This window comes from Chitinophaga sp. 10T418 (assembly GCF_056394125.1).
In genome coordinates, this window is sequence record NZ_JBFTHG010000005.1 from 505,763 (window position 1) to 524,323 (window position 18,561).

General features: G+C 44.7%; 22 protein-coding genes. 12 read left to right on the forward strand and 10 right to left on the reverse strand.

From position 1 onward, the window contains the following. The first annotated feature begins 100 nt into the window (after nucleotides 1–100). The 3 genes from AC1DCV_RS17300 to AC1DCV_RS17310 all read left to right on the forward strand — a co-directional run bounded on the left by AC1DCV_RS17300 (nucleotide 101) and on the right by AC1DCV_RS17310 (nucleotide 2,781). Nucleotides 101–1,315, forward strand: a complete 1,215-nt coding sequence (locus AC1DCV_RS17300; RefSeq protein ID WP_477024311.1) for a 6-bladed beta-propeller — start codon at nucleotides 101–103, stop codon at nucleotides 1,313–1,315. Between the two features lie 3 nt (nucleotides 1,316–1,318). After that, on the forward strand, nucleotides 1,319–2,470 hold the full coding sequence (locus AC1DCV_RS17305) for a serine hydrolase domain-containing protein (protein ID WP_477024312.1): 1,152 nt from the start codon (nucleotides 1,319–1,321) through the stop codon (nucleotides 2,468–2,470). 107 nt (nucleotides 2,471–2,577) lie between these two features. Then, nucleotides 2,578–2,781 carry a helix-turn-helix transcriptional regulator gene (locus AC1DCV_RS17310; RefSeq protein WP_477024313.1) on the forward strand — a complete coding sequence of 68 codons (204 nt, stop codon included), beginning with the start codon at nucleotides 2,578–2,580 and terminating at the stop codon, nucleotides 2,779–2,781. Here AC1DCV_RS17310 and AC1DCV_RS17315 read toward each other — a convergent pair. Continuing rightward, nucleotides 2,756–3,487 carry a siderophore-interacting protein gene (locus AC1DCV_RS17315; RefSeq protein ID WP_477024314.1) on the reverse strand — a complete coding sequence of 244 codons (732 nt, stop codon included), beginning with the start codon at nucleotides 3,485–3,487 and terminating at the stop codon, nucleotides 2,756–2,758. The two genes, AC1DCV_RS17310 and AC1DCV_RS17315, sit on opposite strands and share 26 nt — an antisense overlap. A 466-nt stretch (nucleotides 3,488–3,953) precedes the next feature. On the opposite strand from AC1DCV_RS17315, the gene AC1DCV_RS17320 reads away from it, so the two are divergent. After that, on the forward strand, nucleotides 3,954–5,081 hold the full coding sequence (locus tag AC1DCV_RS17320) for a terpene synthase family protein (RefSeq protein WP_477024315.1): 1,128 nt from the start codon (nucleotides 3,954–3,956) through the stop codon (nucleotides 5,079–5,081). A gap of 13 nt (nucleotides 5,082–5,094) precedes the next feature. On the opposite strand, the gene AC1DCV_RS17325 is transcribed toward AC1DCV_RS17320, so the two are convergent. Together AC1DCV_RS17325 and pdxR are read right to left on the reverse strand one after the other, a co-directional pair. Beyond that, nucleotides 5,095–6,867 (reverse strand): ATP-binding response regulator, encoded by a 1,773-nt coding sequence (locus AC1DCV_RS17325; protein WP_477024316.1) that lies wholly within the window; start codon nucleotides 6,865–6,867, stop codon nucleotides 5,095–5,097. Between the two features lie 238 nt (nucleotides 6,868–7,105). Next, nucleotides 7,106–8,551 (reverse strand): MocR-like pyridoxine biosynthesis transcription factor PdxR, encoded by a 1,446-nt coding sequence (gene pdxR / locus AC1DCV_RS17330; RefSeq protein WP_477024317.1) that lies wholly within the window; start codon nucleotides 8,549–8,551, stop codon nucleotides 7,106–7,108. Nucleotides 8,552–8,666: 115 nt separating this feature from the next. Here pdxR and AC1DCV_RS17335 point away from each other — a divergent pair, with 115 nt between their 5' ends. The 3 genes from AC1DCV_RS17335 to AC1DCV_RS17345 all read left to right on the forward strand — a co-directional run bounded on the left by AC1DCV_RS17335 (nucleotide 8,667) and on the right by AC1DCV_RS17345 (nucleotide 10,309). Then, nucleotides 8,667–9,143 (forward strand): cupin domain-containing protein, encoded by a 477-nt coding sequence (locus AC1DCV_RS17335; RefSeq protein WP_477024318.1) that lies wholly within the window; start codon nucleotides 8,667–8,669, stop codon nucleotides 9,141–9,143. 36 nt (nucleotides 9,144–9,179) lie between these two features. After that, nucleotides 9,180–10,076, forward strand: coding sequence for a dihydrodipicolinate synthase family protein (locus tag AC1DCV_RS17340; RefSeq protein WP_477024319.1), 897 nt, complete (start codon nucleotides 9,180–9,182; stop codon nucleotides 10,074–10,076). 110 nt (nucleotides 10,077–10,186) lie between these two features. Next, complete coding sequence (locus tag AC1DCV_RS17345; protein ID WP_477024320.1) at nucleotides 10,187–10,309, forward strand: hypothetical protein; 123 nt, start codon at nucleotides 10,187–10,189, stop codon at nucleotides 10,307–10,309. A 30-nt stretch (nucleotides 10,310–10,339) separates the two neighbouring features. Here the strand turns inward: AC1DCV_RS17345 and AC1DCV_RS17350 are convergent, their stop codons facing one another. Further along, complete coding sequence (locus AC1DCV_RS17350; protein ID WP_477024321.1) at nucleotides 10,340–10,696, reverse strand: hypothetical protein; 357 nt, start codon at nucleotides 10,694–10,696, stop codon at nucleotides 10,340–10,342. Nucleotides 10,697–10,761: 65 nt separating this feature from the next. Between AC1DCV_RS17350 and AC1DCV_RS17355 the strand changes: the two genes are divergently transcribed. Then, nucleotides 10,762–11,235: a hypothetical protein gene (locus AC1DCV_RS17355; protein WP_477024322.1), complete on the forward strand. Its 474-nt coding sequence runs from the start codon at nucleotides 10,762–10,764 to the stop codon at nucleotides 11,233–11,235. 66 nt (nucleotides 11,236–11,301) lie between these two features. Here the strand turns inward: AC1DCV_RS17355 and AC1DCV_RS17360 are convergent, their stop codons facing one another. Together AC1DCV_RS17360 and AC1DCV_RS17365 are read right to left on the reverse strand one after the other, a co-directional pair. After that, the gene (locus tag AC1DCV_RS17360) at nucleotides 11,302–12,120 is read right to left on the reverse strand and encodes an HAD-IIA family hydrolase (RefSeq protein ID WP_477024323.1); all 819 of its coding nucleotides are present in this window, start codon (nucleotides 12,118–12,120) and stop codon (nucleotides 11,302–11,304) included. A 212-nt stretch (nucleotides 12,121–12,332) separates the two neighbouring features. Next, nucleotides 12,333–12,518: a hypothetical protein gene (locus tag AC1DCV_RS17365; protein ID WP_477024324.1), complete on the reverse strand. Its 186-nt coding sequence runs from the start codon at nucleotides 12,516–12,518 to the stop codon at nucleotides 12,333–12,335. A 77-nt stretch (nucleotides 12,519–12,595) separates the two neighbouring features. Between AC1DCV_RS17365 and AC1DCV_RS17370 the strand changes: the two genes are divergently transcribed. Beyond that, complete coding sequence (locus tag AC1DCV_RS17370) at nucleotides 12,596–13,045, forward strand: hypothetical protein (protein ID WP_477024325.1); 450 nt, start codon at nucleotides 12,596–12,598, stop codon at nucleotides 13,043–13,045. 13 nt (nucleotides 13,046–13,058) lie between these two features. Beyond that, entirely contained in the window at nucleotides 13,059–13,685 is a 627-nt protein-coding gene (locus AC1DCV_RS17375) for a hypothetical protein (RefSeq protein ID WP_477024326.1), read from the forward strand. 36 nt (nucleotides 13,686–13,721) lie between these two features. Here AC1DCV_RS17375 and AC1DCV_RS17380 read toward each other — a convergent pair whose 3' ends face one another. From AC1DCV_RS17380 to AC1DCV_RS17390, 3 genes are all read right to left on the reverse strand, one after another. Then, on the reverse strand, nucleotides 13,722–15,272 hold the full coding sequence (locus AC1DCV_RS17380) for an MFS transporter (RefSeq protein WP_477024327.1): 1,551 nt from the start codon (nucleotides 15,270–15,272) through the stop codon (nucleotides 13,722–13,724). A 68-nt stretch (nucleotides 15,273–15,340) separates the two neighbouring features. Beyond that, nucleotides 15,341–15,787 (reverse strand): DoxX family protein, encoded by a 447-nt coding sequence (locus tag AC1DCV_RS17385; protein ID WP_477024328.1) that lies wholly within the window; start codon nucleotides 15,785–15,787, stop codon nucleotides 15,341–15,343. 87 nt (nucleotides 15,788–15,874) lie between these two features. Next, on the reverse strand, nucleotides 15,875–16,453 hold the full coding sequence (locus AC1DCV_RS17390; RefSeq protein ID WP_477024329.1) for a Crp/Fnr family transcriptional regulator: 579 nt from the start codon (nucleotides 16,451–16,453) through the stop codon (nucleotides 15,875–15,877). 152 nt (nucleotides 16,454–16,605) lie between these two features. Between AC1DCV_RS17390 and AC1DCV_RS17395 the strand changes: the two genes are divergently transcribed. Further along, nucleotides 16,606–17,106: a hypothetical protein gene (locus AC1DCV_RS17395; RefSeq protein WP_477024330.1), complete on the forward strand. Its 501-nt coding sequence runs from the start codon at nucleotides 16,606–16,608 to the stop codon at nucleotides 17,104–17,106. Nucleotides 17,107–17,182: 76 nt separating this feature from the next. On the opposite strand, the gene AC1DCV_RS17400 is transcribed toward AC1DCV_RS17395, so the two are convergent. Continuing rightward, entirely contained in the window at nucleotides 17,183–17,800 is a 618-nt protein-coding gene (locus AC1DCV_RS17400) for an ExbD/TolR family protein (protein WP_477024331.1), read from the reverse strand. A 207-nt stretch (nucleotides 17,801–18,007) separates the two neighbouring features. Here AC1DCV_RS17400 and AC1DCV_RS17405 point away from each other — a divergent pair, with 207 nt between their 5' ends. Further along, complete coding sequence (locus AC1DCV_RS17405) at nucleotides 18,008–18,532, forward strand: SRPBCC family protein (RefSeq protein WP_477024332.1); 525 nt, start codon at nucleotides 18,008–18,010, stop codon at nucleotides 18,530–18,532. The last annotated feature ends 29 nt before the right edge of the window (nucleotides 18,533–18,561 follow it).

The window sequence follows — 18,561 nt, forward strand, 5'->3', positions numbered from 1 at the left end:
CATATCGGCATTCCCCCGGAATACCGAGCCGTTTCAGCTTATCATGATTTAATCCAGCATTTAATTGCATATCTTAAAGCAATAAATTTTCCCGTTCGCTATGCGCCGTTCTTCTTTCTTATTCGTGATCACTTTCTTTTTTGCTGCCATCACCTATGCCCAGGAAATAACCACCCTTCGTATTGATCCCACTACCGCTATGGGAGGTAACGCCTCAGAGCTGATAGAAAATGTTTCCTTCACCGTCCTGGAATCCACACCCGAAAGTGTTTTCGGCAGCATTGAACAGCTGGTAGTAACACCGGAATATTATATTATCCTGGATAGATCCACCAATGCCATCCTGATTTTTGATAAAACAGGAAAGTACCATGCAAAAATAAAAGCACGCGCAGTAAGCAATAGAAACAACTATTACATGAGTTCCTTTTCCTATGATAAATTCAATCAGCTGATCCAGGTAGCTGGCGACCTGGAGGCTGTCGGTTTTAATACCGATGGAAAATTCATTAAGAAAATAAAGACATACAGCTATGCCTACGACATGCTGAATATCGCGAAGGGAAAAATGGCCGGGTATTCTTATTACGTTGATAGAAGGAATAAAGATTCCATTGCCTACCAGGTAGCGATCATAGATGAGCAGGGAATATCACAAAAACATCTTCCTTATAATTTCAAATACGCGCTCCTCGAAAGCAGGGATATGTTGTCCGCCAACCACAGTACCTTTTATGCCACTGATGATACGGCTGCATACTTTGTTCGTCCTTATGATTTCAATGTATATTATCTCAGTGCCCATAACTTTTACCCCGTATATCGGTTTGTGTTCCCAATGGCAAATACGCTCCCGCGTGATTTTCTTACTGATTCTTCCTTGAATGGCAAGCGGGTGGCATACTTAGAAAACAATAAAGCATTTTATCATAACCTGGACGGTATCTTTAAAATGGGCAACAACCTGTTTTTCCGCCCCTGTAGCTATTCAAGCCATCATGATGGATATATTTTCAACCTGGCATCAAAGCATTTAATTGCCCTCGATAAAATCACACCGGATGAACGCACGCATTTTCTTTTTATAACAGATAGTCGGGTGGGCGGCGTGGATTTTGCTAATCATAATTTTCTGGCAACAGACAGTACTTCTTTTTATACCTCCTATTCTTCTCTGGTATTGTTCCAGCAAAAAGAGGCCACGGCTGATAAAAAACCGGTGTATCCTCCTGCCCTCGCAGCCTACTTCCAGGATGCCAGAAACAGGAAAGGCAATCCGGTAATTATTAAAGTGACATTTAAAACGGAGATGTAGTCCATGAAAAACTATTGCCTGATAATATTAATCCTGCTGCTTGCCGGCAATAACCTGCAAAACGCAGTCGCACAGGCACGCTACAAGGGCGGCGCTAAACATGCACCGCTGCGGGAGGATATCTTACCGGATGCCGGTCAATATGATATTCACCTGCCTGTTTCCGGTGCGCTCAATGACAGTTTGCATAAAAAGATGCAGGAGATGTTTACACGTACCGGCATGCCTGGCATCACAGCAGCAATGCTGGTTCCCGGCAAAGGGCTCTGGCAAATAGATACCGGCTTTATCTCGCTGCCTGATCAACATAAAGTAGACGCACATACGGTGTTTTACTGGGCGAGTGTAGGTAAACTGATAACGGCGACCATCATTACCGCATTGATCCTGGAAAAGAAACTGGACGGTAACAGCCGGCTATCCCAATGGTTCCCGCAGATACCCGATGCAGATAAGATAACGATAGATGCGCTACAGGAACATACTAGTGGTATTTACAGTTTTAATGCTGATAGTGCTTTTCATTTCAGCCACCGCTATTACGCACCGCAGGAATTAATTGACCTCGCTATCTCCAAAAAGAATTTGTTTCCACCCGGGCAGTATTGGTCGTATAGCAATACCGGCTACCTGTTACTCGCGATGATCGCAGAAAAAATTGAAGGAAAAACCTATGCGGAAATAGTGCAGCAAAGAATGGCATTACCTTTACAACTCAATTCCCTCCGGGCATTGTCGCCGCAGGAGTTACCAGCTAACCTGGCGCTGGCGCATGAAAACGGCCGTATCGTGGCCACCGACTATTCCATTCCGCTGGGTGCCGGCAACATTGTTGCTAACGCAAAGGATATGGTGGTGCTGTTATGTGCATTGCTCACCGGCCAGCTTAACACACTCTCACTAACATACGACCGCCTCCGTGATTTGTACCCTATGTACGATAAAGGGACGTATTATGGTAAAGGGATCATGCTATTTGATTTTAAAGAGATCAATAACACTGCTGATAGCTGGATCGGGCACAGTGGTGGCACAGAAACCTATCGCGCCATTGTGCTCTATGATACGGCTACGAAAGCGTTTGTGGCGGTGGCTGTAAATCAGCACCTGCCGGTAGAAGCAATTGCCCGGAAAATGCTGGAACAAATTCCATAAAGTGTTAATTACTTTGTCTTTTATAAAGTTTACTTTACTTTTAGAGAGGTAAAAGCACTTTTTTATTTTCTACACCAAACTTTTCGCTACTGCTATAGTAAGTATTCATGAAAAACACCCTTAAAGTAGAGCGGGCCAAACAAAATATAACGCAGGGAACCCTGGCTGAAAAAGCGAAGGTATCCAGGCAAACCATTAACGCCATTGAACTTGGCAAGTTTGTTCCTTCTACATTACTGGCTTTAAAAATTGCAAAGATTCTCCATACAACGGTGGGGCAGTTGTTTACGCTGGAATCAGCGGATGGATAACCGACGTATTTTTCCAGAAGGGTTTTGTCTTAAGATGACTTACCGGCACATTCCTTTCCTCTTTCAGATAATGATGCAGCCATACACAAGTATCCGGATCGCCTAAAATATAGGCAACGGTGTTTTCCAGGTTCTCCGGAAGCTGCTGCAATATGGCCGCCCTGATTTCTTCCTGAGCAGTTACCCGGTACTTAAAAGGATAACGCAAGTCTATGTCCGGAAAGATATCCTCTTTTTGCTTTGCATAAATAAGCGAGTGTACTGGCTTACCTGCCGGCAGGTGTCGGTTGATTTCATAGAGATGCGATAGCGCCGTAATATCTCCAATCAGCAAATAACGTTCGGCGTTTTCGTCCACCAGCAATTTACCCCGGGGTGGCTTAAAATAGACGGTATCATTTGCCCTCAATGTCTTTATCCAGTGGGCTCCTTTCCCGTTAGAGAACGTGCAGATGGCGATATCTGCGATGCCCGATACCGGATCATAACGCCAGAAGGAATATTTCCGGTCCACCGTTTCCCGTACTTCAAAAGGGTTACCGATATACATATCCAGGGTAAATCCGGGGAGGTACTGCATTTGTTTAAAGTCGCTGCCCTGTAACTTCAGGTGCCAGGCATGTGCGGCTATCTGCAGAACGGAAAGCACCTTTGCCTGCTGTATTACTGCTGTATGTTCTGCATGGTTCATATCATTGTGATTCATACCACAAAATTGCCTGATCTGTTTTTGTTAATCTTTGATCTACGTCAATAAAAAAAGCGGTTTGCCCGGATGCTTTCCTTGTAGCACAGTTCTGCCTGATAATCTTTTCCTTAGCCTGTAAACGGCTCCCATCACTGCTTTAAAGCCGCAGTACATTTTATGACAATCGGCTGTATTTCGCTTTAGTATTCGTACCTACCGCTATTTTTCCCATCAATTGGTTTGTCCATTTTAGCTATCTTGTAATCACATACACTTATCAAATACAGCAAGGCTACCTACTATAACCATTAAACAATAGTAAAAACACCGATATGGTTCCTATGTCTATTTCGGTCAATTTCCTATTTCGTTTGCCACCTACTGTCTACTTACATCAATGCTTACCCAGGCTGCGGCTAACTGTTCGGCTATACGCAAATAGAATGGATTGCTATTTTCAAACACATTAAAAAAAACAACATTTATGAATGAAACAATGTCCCTGACTGCCCTTAGAATGGCGCAGATTCAGCAACAGTATTCCCACCAACTACTGGAGGGAACTGTTTTTTCAATTGCTGATTTTCTAAACTTTGGCAATTTCCGGTTAGATGAATATTGTAAGCAGCTGTATCCACATCCTCAAAGTGAGGAAATCATCCGGATTGCACAGCAATACTGTGAAGAGCATGGCATCTGGTGCGATAATGCCAAACATTACATCACCTGCGAGCTGTACCTGTATCCGGATGCGCAGTTTGACCGCATGCTGGCGATGGTAGAAAACAATGCGATCGACTACTACTTAAATGACGTAGTTGGGCGGGATCTTTTCGGTCACCTGAAAGCAACCGAACAATTGGAAGCAAGAAATTTAATGAAGAGAATGGCCAGCGTAGATCATCATTTATTGCTGCCCGCTGATGCCACGCCGGTAGAAAAAGCCAATGTGGAAATTCTGCAATTCATGAAAGAAACGTCTCCCGCCGTTTGGTTTGAGGAGTTCATGCAGTTGTATTGTTATCATATTGACGTAACACACAGAGATGGTAATTCAGATGCGCTGGGCCACATTCCTACAGTGGAAGAGTACATTGACCTGCGCTGCCATACTTCCGGCATGCATCACATTGTACTGCTTATCGAATATGCGGAAGGTAACTTCCTGAGCAAAGAATGGTGTGCGGCAGCGGGTATTGACGACTATTTAAGGAGAGTCAATTTCTTAACAGCAGCATTTGGCTGTTTGTCGAATGATCTTTTTTCGTTTGAAAAGGAGGTCATTGATAATAGTACCGATGCCAATCTTTTAATGGCCGTTGCCCTGAATCATCCGGCGTATACTTTCAACGAAGTGATTAGCAGCGCCGCCAAAATTGTGCAGGATATATTAGTTGAATTGCTGGATTTAATAGATAAAATCAACGGGCAGCTAAGCAAAGCCAGTGCGACGGATGCGGATAAAACAGCCAGGCTGAATAAGCATTTGAAAGGCATCGACAAATGTGTACAGGCGAGTTGGTTGTGGCAGGTGTATACCAAACGGTACAAGCGCCCCGCTTCGATCTGGCTCGAAACACAATTACCTGATCCGATGGCGAAAGCCGTATAGGCGTCAGCCCTTCTTACTGTTGTTGTAATAAATCGTCACAGTGGCGTTTAAAATGTTGATTCAGCACTTTTGCCAGTTCTTTCGGTTCAATGGGTTTGGACAGAATAGCAGCTGCACCGGCTACGGTAAAGCGATCCTGATTCTCTGCAAAAGCGTCTGCTGTGGCGATTACTACAGGTATGTGACTCGTATTGGACTGGGATTTTAATTTAAGCAGTGTTTGTTCGCCGTCTAATACTGGCATTTCGCTGTCCAGGATAACTAAATCCGGTGCATACTTTTCAATGGCTTCCAATGCTTCCTGTCCGTTGGCGGTGGTCACTACTTTACAGCCTAGTTTCTGTAGCAGTTTCGACAGGAGCATACTATTCATTTCATTGTCTTCCGCCAGCACTATCTTCAGCGAAAAATCGAAAACATCCATTTCATCCTCTTCTTCGGGAATATCTTCTACCTTACCTGCCAGCAGCGGCAATATCACGGTGAACATGGTATGTTCAGGCATGGGCGTGGTAGCAGCTACTTTTCCGCCCATAGTCGTCACCACCCGTTTCACGAGTGAAAGCCCGATACCGGTTCCTTCAATGTTGCGGTTACTTTTATTGGTCACGAAGGGATCAAAAATGGCGGTCATTTTTTCCATTGGAATGGTTTCCCCTTTATTAGTGACTTCTATGCAGTATGTTTTTCCGCTCACTCCTATTCTTAAATAGATGATACTGTTTTTATGTGCGTACTTAATGGCATTACCCAACAGGTTATTGACCACTTCATTTAATTTCAAAGGATCCCCCACCATGACAGCAGGCATGTTGGCATCGATCATCAGTTTCAGGGTAAGTCCTCTTGACCGGGCCATGAGCCGGTATACCGCTACACTTTTTTCAAAAAACGGCGCAGCATAAAAAGTAGCCAACACGGTAGGTTCCACCAGTCCGGATTCAATCCTTGACATACTCAGTACATTGTTCACAATATTCTTTGCCTCTATGGCGGAGTATCGGAGTACATCAATCAGGTACTCATTCTTTTTCAGGTTTTCATCAAGCAATGCCTCCTGTTTCAGTAAGTTCGAAGCCAGGTAAACCTGGTTCAGTGAATTTCTCAGTTCGTGTGAAACCTGGTATATAAAAATCTTTTTGAAGCGGTTGGCTCTTTCCAGTTCCGGATAGTAATCATTGCTGTGCACGTAGGGCTTGCTGATTACCAGGATCAGAAACAATACACCTGCCAGAGCCAGCGACTGAATAATGTAACCGGTGCCTAATCCGATGGGTTGTAACTCTACAGAATTAAAGTAATAAATGGATTGTAAAACGGCGAGTGTTAAAATAGCGGAGACCAGGCAGAATATCCTTAATCGTCTTTCCTTAAACATCAGGTAAAGAATAGAGATCAGGAATACAATCATGAATTGTAACTGCAGTACACCACCCAAAATGATCCCGAATGCCAGCACTGCAAAACATTGCAGGAAGTAGATCACGAGACTGGCAGTTAAATGCTTTTTATAATAGTTAAAGGGAAGTACAGATAAGGCAACCAGCGCATCCACGCTGGCGGCGGCCAACATGACCTTATTATGTGTAAATACAAAATAAACAGGGGCAATCAAAAATACCATTAACGCCACACAAGTACCAATGGAGTTGGTTAAGCGGATCCTTTTTATACTTTCAGGATCGGTTACGCCGGTGGTACCCATATTCCAGATGGCGGAGATGAAATTGCTGATTTTTTTCCTAAAACTGCCGGTTTTGTTAAGATGTAGGTTCAAATAACGCATGTCGTGTAGGTTTTCAGATCAAGGTGCGGCACCTTAAGTTATTTTGAGATAGTATGTAGTATTCCGGTAACAAAATCTCCTTTCTTTGGGTCGAATCAATTTTTACTAATATACCTTTTTACCATGGTATATACTTTGCTTTGGGTGTTATTAATTTTATCCCCGGGAATGTTTCCGAAAGATATCTCTATTTTACTTAGCAACTGTAAATTAAATGTAAATGCCGGTATATCGTTCCTTAGCGGATCGCAGTTGCAATGATGCGGATACCTTCTTCCAGTTCTGCCGGCGTAAGCGAAGCATAGCCCAGGCGCAATGCGTTCAAAGGCTTACCGGAAAAGGAAAAGCGCTCTGTAGGCATCACGGACACTCCTTTTTTCAGGAGCTTTACAGACAACTCTTCGGTATTAATTGCGCGGTTAAATTTCACCCAAAAGGCCAGTCCTCCTTCCGGTTTCCGGAACGTAATCTTTTTACCAAGATAGGTTAACAGGTGTGCTTCCATGTGATCCCTTCTTTCCTTGTAAATATTAAATGCTCTTTTTGCATGACGGTTCACAGCACCTGCTTCCATCAGTTCCGCGATAGCCTGCTCCATCATTGGATCACCTTGCCGGTCTACCAATCCACGCAGCTGCGCCAGCGAGGCAATAAATGCAGCGGGTCCTGTGACATAACCGATTCTTACAGCAGGCGCCACCAGTTTGCTGAGAGAGCTGATATAAATTACATTGGCCGCATCCTGGTTGCTGGCCAGTGGCAACAAGCTTTTAGCATCAAAATGAAACTCATGATCGTAATCATCTTCTATAATAGCAAAACCATAACGGTTAGATAATTCAATGAGCCGCAGCCTGCGTTCCATTTTCATACTCACCGCAGTGGGAAACTGGTGATGCGGCGTCACATACACCGCTTTCACCAGCCTTTTACGGCATAATTGCTCCAGCTCATCCACCACTAATCCTTTATCATCGACAGCTATATTGACCATACTGGCGCCTGCCCCTGCAAATGTTTGCCAGGCCGGCAGGTAGCCGGGACATTCCATCGCCACGGTATCACCAGGTTGAAGCAGCGTATGCGCAGTCAGGTACAATGCCATCTGGCTCCCCCTCGTTATGCAGATATTATCCTTGCCTGCATTCATACCTCTTTTGAACGATAACATATTGGCCAATGCCACCCGAAGTCTTTCTTCTCCCTGTGGATGTCCGTAGCCTAACATACGCCAGCGCGCTTTTTGCTGGAAAATGCGCTTATAAGCTTTCGCCAGTTCATCCATAGGCGCCAGCCGAACATCCGGTAATCCATCATTGAAAGTGATCAGACCCGAAGTGGCAGCAGGCTGCTCCGGCAGCATACCAGTAGTATGATTGAATGCAAAAGTATTCCCCTTCCTGGTTGCCTGCTTTTTTTGCAGTGGCAGTTCATGAGATACAAAGGTCCCTTTCTTGTCGGCAGCTTCCAGCCAACCTTCTGCTATCAAAGCCTCATAGGCCAGCACAACTGTCTTCCTGTTTACACCAATATCTGCCGCCAGCACGCGGCTGCCCGGCAACGGAGCCCCCGGCGTTAAACGTCCCTTGCGGATTTCAGCTATTATACCATCAGCGATCTGCTGGTACACCGACAACTGCTTGTCTACATCAATCGGAAGTATTGTATTCCAGGGTCTAAGCATCTGGACCATCTATTTAAGTGAAAACTGGATGATTAAGATCATCCAAAAATAGACAAATTTTGTACGGTCAAATCGAGTTGACGGAAAAACATTTTTAACTAAAAATTTTTTACCCATGGAAAAAAATACCGCAGCAACACCCGCCGCTTTCTCTTCGAAAGACTTTCATCAAACATTTGCCCGCCCCGTATATGTAAAGCAGGAAAAGCTGATCCACAAAAATGTAGAACAGGCAGGCGCACATACCCAGTTTTCTACCGAACGTAAACACCCGGTTTTCTTTGTAGACCTGCCCACCAAAAACGTGAGCATGACGATTGGTGGCCTGCTCCCGGGACAACTCACCAACAGGCACCGGCATACCTACGAAACCGTGTTGTTTGTACTGGAAGGAAAAGGATATACAGAAGTGGAAGACGAAAAAGTAGAATGGCAGGCCGGCGATGCCGTATACATTCCCAGCTGGGCATGGCATCGTCATCAGAACTTAAGTGACAGTGAACCGGCAAGATATATTGCCTGCGAAAATGCACCTCAGCTACAAAACCTGGGCGTGGCATTGCGGGAAGAAGAAGGCCGTGATCCCGCATGAGTCAAAGCATCTGCCACTTTATTATCATCTCACTAAATGAAAAAGAACATGAACGATACCGCAACATTCAAAGGCATCATTGCCTACCCCATCACCCCTTTTGATGCCGGAGAAAAAGTGGACCTGCCTTTATTTAAATCGCTGACGGAGCGCCTGGTACAATCCGGCGCCCATGGCATTGCTCCTTTGGGCAGTACCGGCGTACTCCCCTATCTCCGTGATGAAGAAAAAGAAGCTATCACAGAAGCAGCACTGCAGCAGGTAAATGGCCGGGTACCGGTACTGATAGGCGTATCCAATCTAACCACAGAACGCACTATTTATCATGCACGGTTCGCAGAAAAAGCCGGTGCCACCGCTGTAATGATCATTCCGATGAGCTACTGGAAGCTCACGGATGATGAAATTTTCCGTCACTATGAACAAGTGGCGGCCCGGTTGTCTATTCCCATTATGGCTTACAACAATCCAGCCACCGGTGGTATTGACATGTCGCCCGCACTGCTTAAAAGACTGTTACAAATTCCTAACGTGACCATGATCAAAGAAAGCAGCGGAGATATCCAGCGTATGCATATCCTGCGCAAAGAATTGGGAGAAGCAGTGGCCTTTTATAACGGATCCAATCCGCTGGCGCTGGGTGCGTTTGCCGCGGGTGCCAGCGGCTGGTGTACCGCAGCCTTTAATTTAATCCCGGCGCTTAACCAACAATTGTATGAGGCCATCAGTCAGCATCGGCTGGATACTGCAAGGGATATTTTTTATCAGCAGTTTGAACTGCTGCAGTTCATTGTCAGCAAAGGCCTGCCGGCCGCTATCCAGGCAGGATTAAAAATACAGGGCATTGAAAGTGGTTACCTGAGAAGTCCGTTGCAACCGTTAAGTGATCAGGATTATCAGCAATTATCAGGGATTTTAGGGCGTATAAACTAGTGTTCAGCGACACAAGCCTTATTGGTAATAAGCCGTTTGTTTTGCTACTGTCTCTTCTCCCAAATTATTAATAATATTTTGGGAGAAGGGAATCCTGTTTATTTGGCATTATGATTTCCGGAATGGACCCAGCGGCGAAAGATTTTGCATTGGAAAACGGGGCAGATCTTTTCCTGGAAAAGCCGTTCAATAAAAGCACGCTTTGTCAGTCTATCATGGAATTACTGAACTAAAGCAATGCCGGCGGCGTTCATATCACCCGGTCAACTGACCGGTATATCGCGGTAGTCATAGCATTCCGGTGCAGCAGTGATGGCCGCTAATAGCTGCTGCACGTTTTCAAAAACAGGTGTTACATCCATTTCCTCATGGTCAAGGAAACAAATTTTATTTTTCAAAGCACCAGATATATGAATGCCCACATAATTGGAACCACCGCAATCAATGAGCGGTGCAACCGTTTCCGGTAATCCAAACTCGTCGCTGTATTGTATCAGTTCTTCAAACGCTGGCAAGGGCATTAGTCGAAAAGCATCCCGCCATTCATAGTCTATCAATGCCTGCAGGTCTTCCTGCGGCAGCTCCCATTTTTCGAACAATTGGCGGATATGATCCATCATAATAATTTGGGCAGAAAGATATCTAAAATTCGTATCTTATTATTATCATCAGCCAACAATTACCTATGGGATTATTTAGTTTTTTGTTTAAAAAGAAGCCTGACATTTCCATTCAGCATCCTTACTTTGGTCACATGACCTATGTGTATAACAAATTGAATAAAGCTGCGAATTATTTTCGATGTGAGAAATATTTCAAGCCTGCTTCCGCAAAGATCACCCTTAACATTGAGGCGGATGTAAACGGGCCTACAGTGGCGCAAACAGACTATTTCCGGTCTTTGGAGCAGCACTATACGTCCATGCTCCCCGATATTGCTTCACGTATCACATCAGCCACCAACAGCGCCGGAAAAAAGGAAGCATTCAGCTTTGATGATTTCTCAAAAGACTTCCGGCTATTGGCCATATACATTGCCACTTCCAAAAAAACACCCATTGAATGTATGATCACCTTTCTTACAGATCTTGCACCTGACTATGATTTGGTAGTGGAGCTGGAAGATCTGGAACTGATAGGAGTCGAGCTGATGGAATAATAGATCCGGAACAACAAAAAACCCCACGTTAAACGTGAGGTTTTCGTTTTCCCAGTGGATTTTATATTAGTAAGTTGCGTCCATCAGCAATGATTCTCCCATTACTTTCATAAACAGTTGTTCATTCAGTAAGTCCTTGATAGATTTAATAATAAAGTCCGGAGAATAACCAAAGTGTGCGAGGTCATTTTCATGTGTTACACCTGACAGCGTCAGGATAGTGGTGAAGCCCATAGAGCCGGCACCGAGAATATCAGTCCCCATGGTATCCCCTATCATCACGGTTTCGTCGGTAGTCAATCCCAGTGTTTTCCTGGCCATGCGCATCATTACGGGGCTGGGTTTACCCACACTAAACGCTTTTATACCGCTGGCAGATTCCAGCATCGCTACGAGTGCACCGCATCCTGCTCTGTATTTACCTTCACCTATGGGACAATTGGGATCCAGGTTGGTAGCGATTAATTTGGCGCCTTTCATAATCATATTGATGGCTTTATCAACAGATTCGAGCATGATCGTTCTGCCTTCACCAATAATCACATAATCAGGCTGGTCATCTACAATAGAATAGCCGGCATTGTGCAGTTCTGTGAGCAAGCCTCCTTCGCCGATTACATAGGCAGTTCCGTTTTCTTTTTTGGATGCCAGGTACCTGGCGGTGGCCATGGCGCAGGTAAAGATATCTTCGTCATTTACCTTAAAGCCCATCTTAATAAGCTTGTAGCAAACATCCCTGCTGGTTCTTTGGCTGTTGTTCGTCAGAAACAGAAAAGGAAGCCCTTTATCCCGGAGACCATTAATAAATTCTACAGCGCCGGGAATTGGTTCACTTCCCTTGTAGATTACACCATCCATGTCGATAAGAAATCCCTTTTTTTTCATAGCAATTCGATGTTGGTTACTTTATAAGTTGAACAGTAAAAAATAACATTCATAAAAAACTATGGAATGGATAAAGGCGGGAAGCTGTGTAGATACAGCAGTACATAGCGTACAGATAACAAGTAGAATTGTTATCTGAGCTAAAGATAATAATAATTTCCGGGAATGGAAATTATTTAGAAAAAGTGATTCATTAAACGCAAAATAAACGGCTATGCTTCGTCTTTCGTATTCCTTACCAGGCCAATACCCGATATGAAGAAGATAATACCTATTATAGCAGCTACGATCAATTCACGCCACTGCATGCTGTGCTTAATGAAACCAAAACCCGCATATATGAGGCCTATTATCCCCAAAACGGTCAGAATGGTCCCGAAAAGTCTTTTTACATTCATATATTAGCGTTTGACAGTATATAGGACAATATCTATGCCGCAAGGCCCTGCCATCTAACAACTTGAACCATTGCTATATGTCGTACTTAACCTGGAATTATCGTTGTGTACCTTTTTTCATCGAGGAAAGAATGGAAAATGATTTGGCCCAATATCCAGTGCCCTCTATAAAAGAATTTCAGCAGGAAAATGTATATCCTCCGGCGTTAAGAGCGCAACTCATCGATTATGTCGCTAACTGCTACCCGCTGGTAGCCACCAGCATCAGGAGAATCCGCCCCTATCAGGGCACTTTCACTTTTGACTTCGCCTACTATACAGATGGAGAAATCATATTCAACAACTTTCTTTCAGATTATATCCAACAGGATGACTTTGCAATTCCGCCCCTGTGGCTGGAGCTGATCCGGCAAAAAGACTTCAGGGTGGAACAATTTAAGATTGATTATGAAGTGGTCGATATCTTTCAAACAATAAAAGAAACGTTTGCAGAAGCGCCAACGATAAAAAAAGCCCTGAGATTTTAAAATGTAATGATGTATGGAAACACCCGGCAGCAATGAAAACGAAGATATCTGGACCAGTGGATTCACCCCATTTACTACCTCCAGGGAAGAAATGGCACTATTTGCGGCGCGATTAGGAGAAGTGATGATCACATCTGATACCATCACCGTCGACCATTATCTTTTCCAGCCTTCCATTGCTTATCAACAAACTACTTTTGCCGCGAAAGACATACGCAGCATAGATCTGACATCTTCGCCCCCCACCATACAGATCGGGAATGAATTAATTTTTGCTCCCGCCATTCCTGTGAAAGCACTGAAAGCTTTTGCCAATACGCATCAGATTCCTATCGTACGCCGGACTAACATCTGGAGCTGGATACTGGAACCTTTTCTGGACACGGAATATTCGGCTGCAACAGATCAATTACTGACCCGTAAACTGGAAGAATTGGGAATCAGCGCCGAATTCATCTATACATTAAKACAGGAAGTAAAAATGCAGATGCTGAAGTATAACTTTGATACCACCCTTTGGGAATGGGTGTCATTAGACCTCCTGGACGTTTTAAATGCCATGTGGGCGAAATATACACCGGAGCAATTCGGGGATTTCTATCACCGCGCAATGGCCATTGCTTTACTGGCAGATAAATAACCTGCTCCATCCAGCTCCACCAGTATGGAACAATGGCTAAGCAACATCTTTTTTAGCTGTTTTGGATGACCTGATAAACAGCAGCGCCATCAAACCGCCCAGGAAACCCAACGCAGCCGAGAGACGCATAATTTTCCCATAGGCGTCCACAAAGCCGGCATGATACACTTCAAGAACAGCCGCCTGTTGTGCAGGATCCAACTCCTTTGGTGGCTGGGCGTTTCCCAGATTTACCGCCTGCGCCACTACAGCTTGCTTTTGCTGCTGATCCAACGGAAAGGCATTCATATCCTTTTGCACCGCAGTAGAGAAAAACAATACCGCCAGTGAGCCGAAAACAGCATTGGCAAAAACACCGGCAATACGGGTAATCGCATTATTGATGCCCGATGCCGTACCCGATAAATGATTACTTACCGCCCCCATGACAGTAGCTGTAAGAGGAGCTACCGTAAAAGACATCCCCAACCCCAATACCACGATACCCGGGAAGAAAGTGGTCCAATAATCGCCAGGGCCCTTTGTTTGCCCAACGAAAGACAGCAGCAACAAACCGGCACCTGCCAAACAAGGCCCTATAATGAGGAATAGTCTGGGCCCATGCCGGTCCGCCAGGCTCCCTGCAAAGCGGGCAATGCCGATCATTAACACGGTGAACGGCAGAAAAGTAAGTCCAGACTCCAGCTGGCTGTACCCCTGCACCTGCACCATGTTCAGCGACAGGAACAACATACCTACTCCCAGACCAGCATACAGAAAGAAAGTGAGCAGGTTAGCCCCGCTAAAGGTCAGGTTGGCAAACAAAGGCAAAGGCAGCATTGGATCGCTGCTTTTATGCTCTACCACTATAAAGGCAACGAGCAATATGATCCCGCCAATAATAGATCCGTATACTTTTGTATCTCCCAAACCCTCCGCCGGCATACGCAGGAAACCAAAGGTGAGCAAGGCTAATCCAAAGGCAATGAGTATAGCTCCCGGAAAATCAAGCCCTTTTTGTGTATCTGTCTCTTTACTTTCAGATACCTTCCATCCTAAAAACAATAATGCCATCACACCTATGGGCACGTTGATAAAAAAAATGTAGCGCCATAAGCCTGCATCCGCCAATGCGCCGCCTAATACCGGTCCGCCCATGGTTACCAGCGTAGTGATGGCCGACCAGGTGCCAATGGCTTTTCCTCTTTCGTTTTCATTGATACCCGAGGAAATCAGAGAAAGGCTTCCAGGTATCATCAGCGCACCACCGATGCCCTGTATCATCCGGAAAACGATCAGCATGGTGGCGCTACCCGCCAGGCCACAGGCCGCAGAGCCGAGGATAAAAATAAAGATCCCGGTCATGAATACTTTCTTACGCCCCAGCCTGTCGCCCAGCGTACCTCCTATTAATATCAGGGAAGCCAGCATCAGCAGGTAAGCATTCAAGACCCAGAAGAGGTCCGCCCCGGAGGCTTTCAAATTCTTTTGCAGAGAAGGTAACACCACATTCAATGCGGTACCATCTATAAAAGCCATGGCAGAAGCTAATATGGTGGTCACCATAATCCATTTGCCTTCGGCGCTCCGGAGCGATACGGTTGTCATAATGGTGGAGATGAGAATAACAAGTTAACATACATTCCTACAAAATGTTCCCTCTCCACCAGCATTTATCATACCGTTAACCACCTGTCTACCGAATACCTGCCACCACCAGCTATAAATAGCACGATACAAATTCCCAGTACCAGCAGATGATACTCGAAGCCTTCCTGTCCGGAAGGTAATTTCCCGAACCAGTTCATAAAAAATCCGTTCTTCCCATGGATGCAGGTGATCATGCCGATAAACAATCCAAAAATACCAATGGCGGCCACCCTGGTGCCGATGCCTGCGAGCAGCAGCATCATCCCTCCGCATTCAATGATAATAGCCAATACTGCTATGTAAGCGGGCAGCCCGGCTACACCCGTCATGTACTTCATTTCGCCGGATAATCCCGGCCCATTAAACCATCCGAACATTTTCTGCACAGCATGTGGGAACAATACAATACCTACGGTCAGTCTTAATACCAGGGAAGTCCAGCTGTTATCCGTTGCTAAAAGTTGATGCATCATTTCTTTGTACATTTTATTTGATACAAAGGTGGGTTAACAAGCAGCTGTTATCCTGTGACATTTATCAAAAAATAATTGCCAACAATATCACATTTTCCTGGCCGCCTGGCTTCGGATACGACTCAGGGTTTCCCGGGTAATGCCCAGATAAGCCGCAATATGCTGCTGGGAAAGACGCTGCTCAATAGCACCATAATCCTCCAGGAACGCGTAATACCGCTCCTCTGCAGATTTCTGTAACAACAGCACCCTTTTTTGTCCGATCGCAAAAGCTTGTTGCAATACTTTATGGAAATACCGCTCTAACACAGGAACCTCGCTATACAATGCTTCCAGGGCATCCGCGTTTATCTGCAGCACCTCCGTTGCTTCCATCGCCTCTATGTTATAAACGGAAGGCGTTTGGGTGAGCAGACTATACCTGTCAGTGATCCACCAGTCTTCAAACCCAAAATGAACAATGCGCTCCCTCCCTTCGGTATCTACTTCGTATTGACGTAATCCGCCCTTTATCACGAAGTAATCACGTTTGCAGATATCCCCTTCCTGTAACAGGTACTGATTCCTCCGCAGCTTCTTTAACTCCAGTGCGTTACAAAATATCTGCCGGTCGGTTTCGTCAAGGGTAATGTACCGGGCTATATGATTCAGCAAGCGTGTATACATGCATCAAAGATAAAAGTTTATGCCGCCAAAAGCGCTGTTGCTGCATTCTTTTGCTAACTGCCTTAACTGGTGGATAAACGATATCCCCTATCTTTGGCCTATTACTGGAATTGTTGCGGTCATGCATAAAATCAGGTTAACTTTCGTCCTATATGAAATTTAAAATCACTGCAGGTACACTTCTCCTCCTGGTCACCTTTGCCCTCACCATCTTTGGACAAACTTTGCCAAATGAAAAAGTGATCTTCTCATTTGACACGCAGAATGGAAAAACGGTCACATTATCCAAAGACAAAAAAGGCAGGTATCTTATTTACAGGTTTGGCACCAAAAGCAAAACGGAATTTGAATTCCCCGGCAAATCAAAAAACAGCTGGTCTGCGTTCACCTATTCCGGTTGGCTGCGTGGTGGTGGACTTGCCAATGCTGGCATCGACTTAAACTATGTTTACTTCATCAATAATAATTTCAGGTATATTATTTACGATACTTACTTTGCGGAGGGCGACAAAAAAAGTATAGGCGTAAAAGTTATTAACCTGCGTTCAAAAAGCACTACCAATATACCCGGAAATCTGGCAACACGCAAAGGAACACTGAGCGGTTTCAGAGAAGATACAACCATTACACATGGCGATGAATTATTTGACTGACTCACAAATATTCAGTAGAAGGTTGCTTTATTTCCTGCATCGGGCTAAGCCTGCTGGTTAAACTATTTCTTTAAAGCTACCCTTCCGGCGCTACTTCCAGGTCTGTCACCAGGTTCAATTTCTGTATGTTCTTCTTTTTGAAAACATCCAGCACTGCCTTTATTTTAGGGTAAGGTGTTTCGTTATCCGCCTTAATGCAATACTTCAATTTATTTAGTTCCTTCCCTTGTGTGGCCATGGCGTAATCCAGCCAGATAGCCAATTCATTGTTTGCAGAATCGGTAGATATACCGGTTTCTATGGCCGCATTCTTCCTGGCTTCCGGCTTTAATGCAAGATAACTTTTCAGGTTCCTGATGCCAGTTCCTACGCTGGCACCCAGCACGAAGCTGCGCATTTCGGTCGGCGATAATCCAAGATGAAAATTCTTATCCATATCTGTGATCAATTGCTGCCGGTATCCCTGTCCAGGTAAGTCAAAAAAGATCCGTCCTTTCTTATCTACTGTCAGTAATATCACATTGGACTCCGGTAGAATAGCTGTAGTAATAGACGAAGGCGTGACTACCGATACCGGTTCACTGGGCGTAAATTTAGTGGCGAGCATGAAAAAGGTCAACAGTAAAAAAGCAACGTCCGTCATAGCTGTCATATCCACCAACGTGCTTTTGCGGGCCATTTTAATTCTGGGCATATCTTTATTTTTTCAGATGATGGTAGCATAAGTATTCCCTGTCAGCATGGGTTCATGCTAATATGCAGTGAAATATTTATTATATTTCATTAAAGACGCAGTTGTAGCAGAAATCCATAACCCCCATTTCGTTTTCTTACAATGCCCCGCCTATCCTCCATCGTACTTTTGAAGTGTTAAACATTACTACATCTAAAAAACTTCATCATGAAAAAGCTTCTGAAATACTTCGTTTACCTGATACTGTTGGCTGGCATTACCATTGGCGCTTTAGAACTGTTCAGCACTTATAAACCTTCTACCTCCATCCATACCGGAGCGCCGGTTGTTACGCACCGCACCATCCTGATTAATGCACCGATAGAAAAAGTATGGAGCGTTTTCGGTGATATCGACCGCTGGCCCACCTGGCAAAAAGAAATCCCTTCCATTAAGCTCAATGGCCCACTACAGGCAGGTACTACATTCGACTGGAAAAATAAAGGGCTGACGATTCATTCTACTCTTCACACGGTGGACTCCTTACATAAAATAGGCTGGTCTGGTACCGCCTTTGGATCATTTGCCATTCATAACTGGACATTTACGGCAAAAGGAAATACGACAGAAGTAGCCGTAGATGAAAGCATGGAAGGATGGCTGGTGTGGTTATTAAAAGGAACTTTCCAAACAGCGCTTGACAATTCCTTAACCTCCTGGCTGGCAGCCTTAAAAACTGCGGCGGAAAAGTGATCTGGTTTCATTGAATTGCTTATATTTAC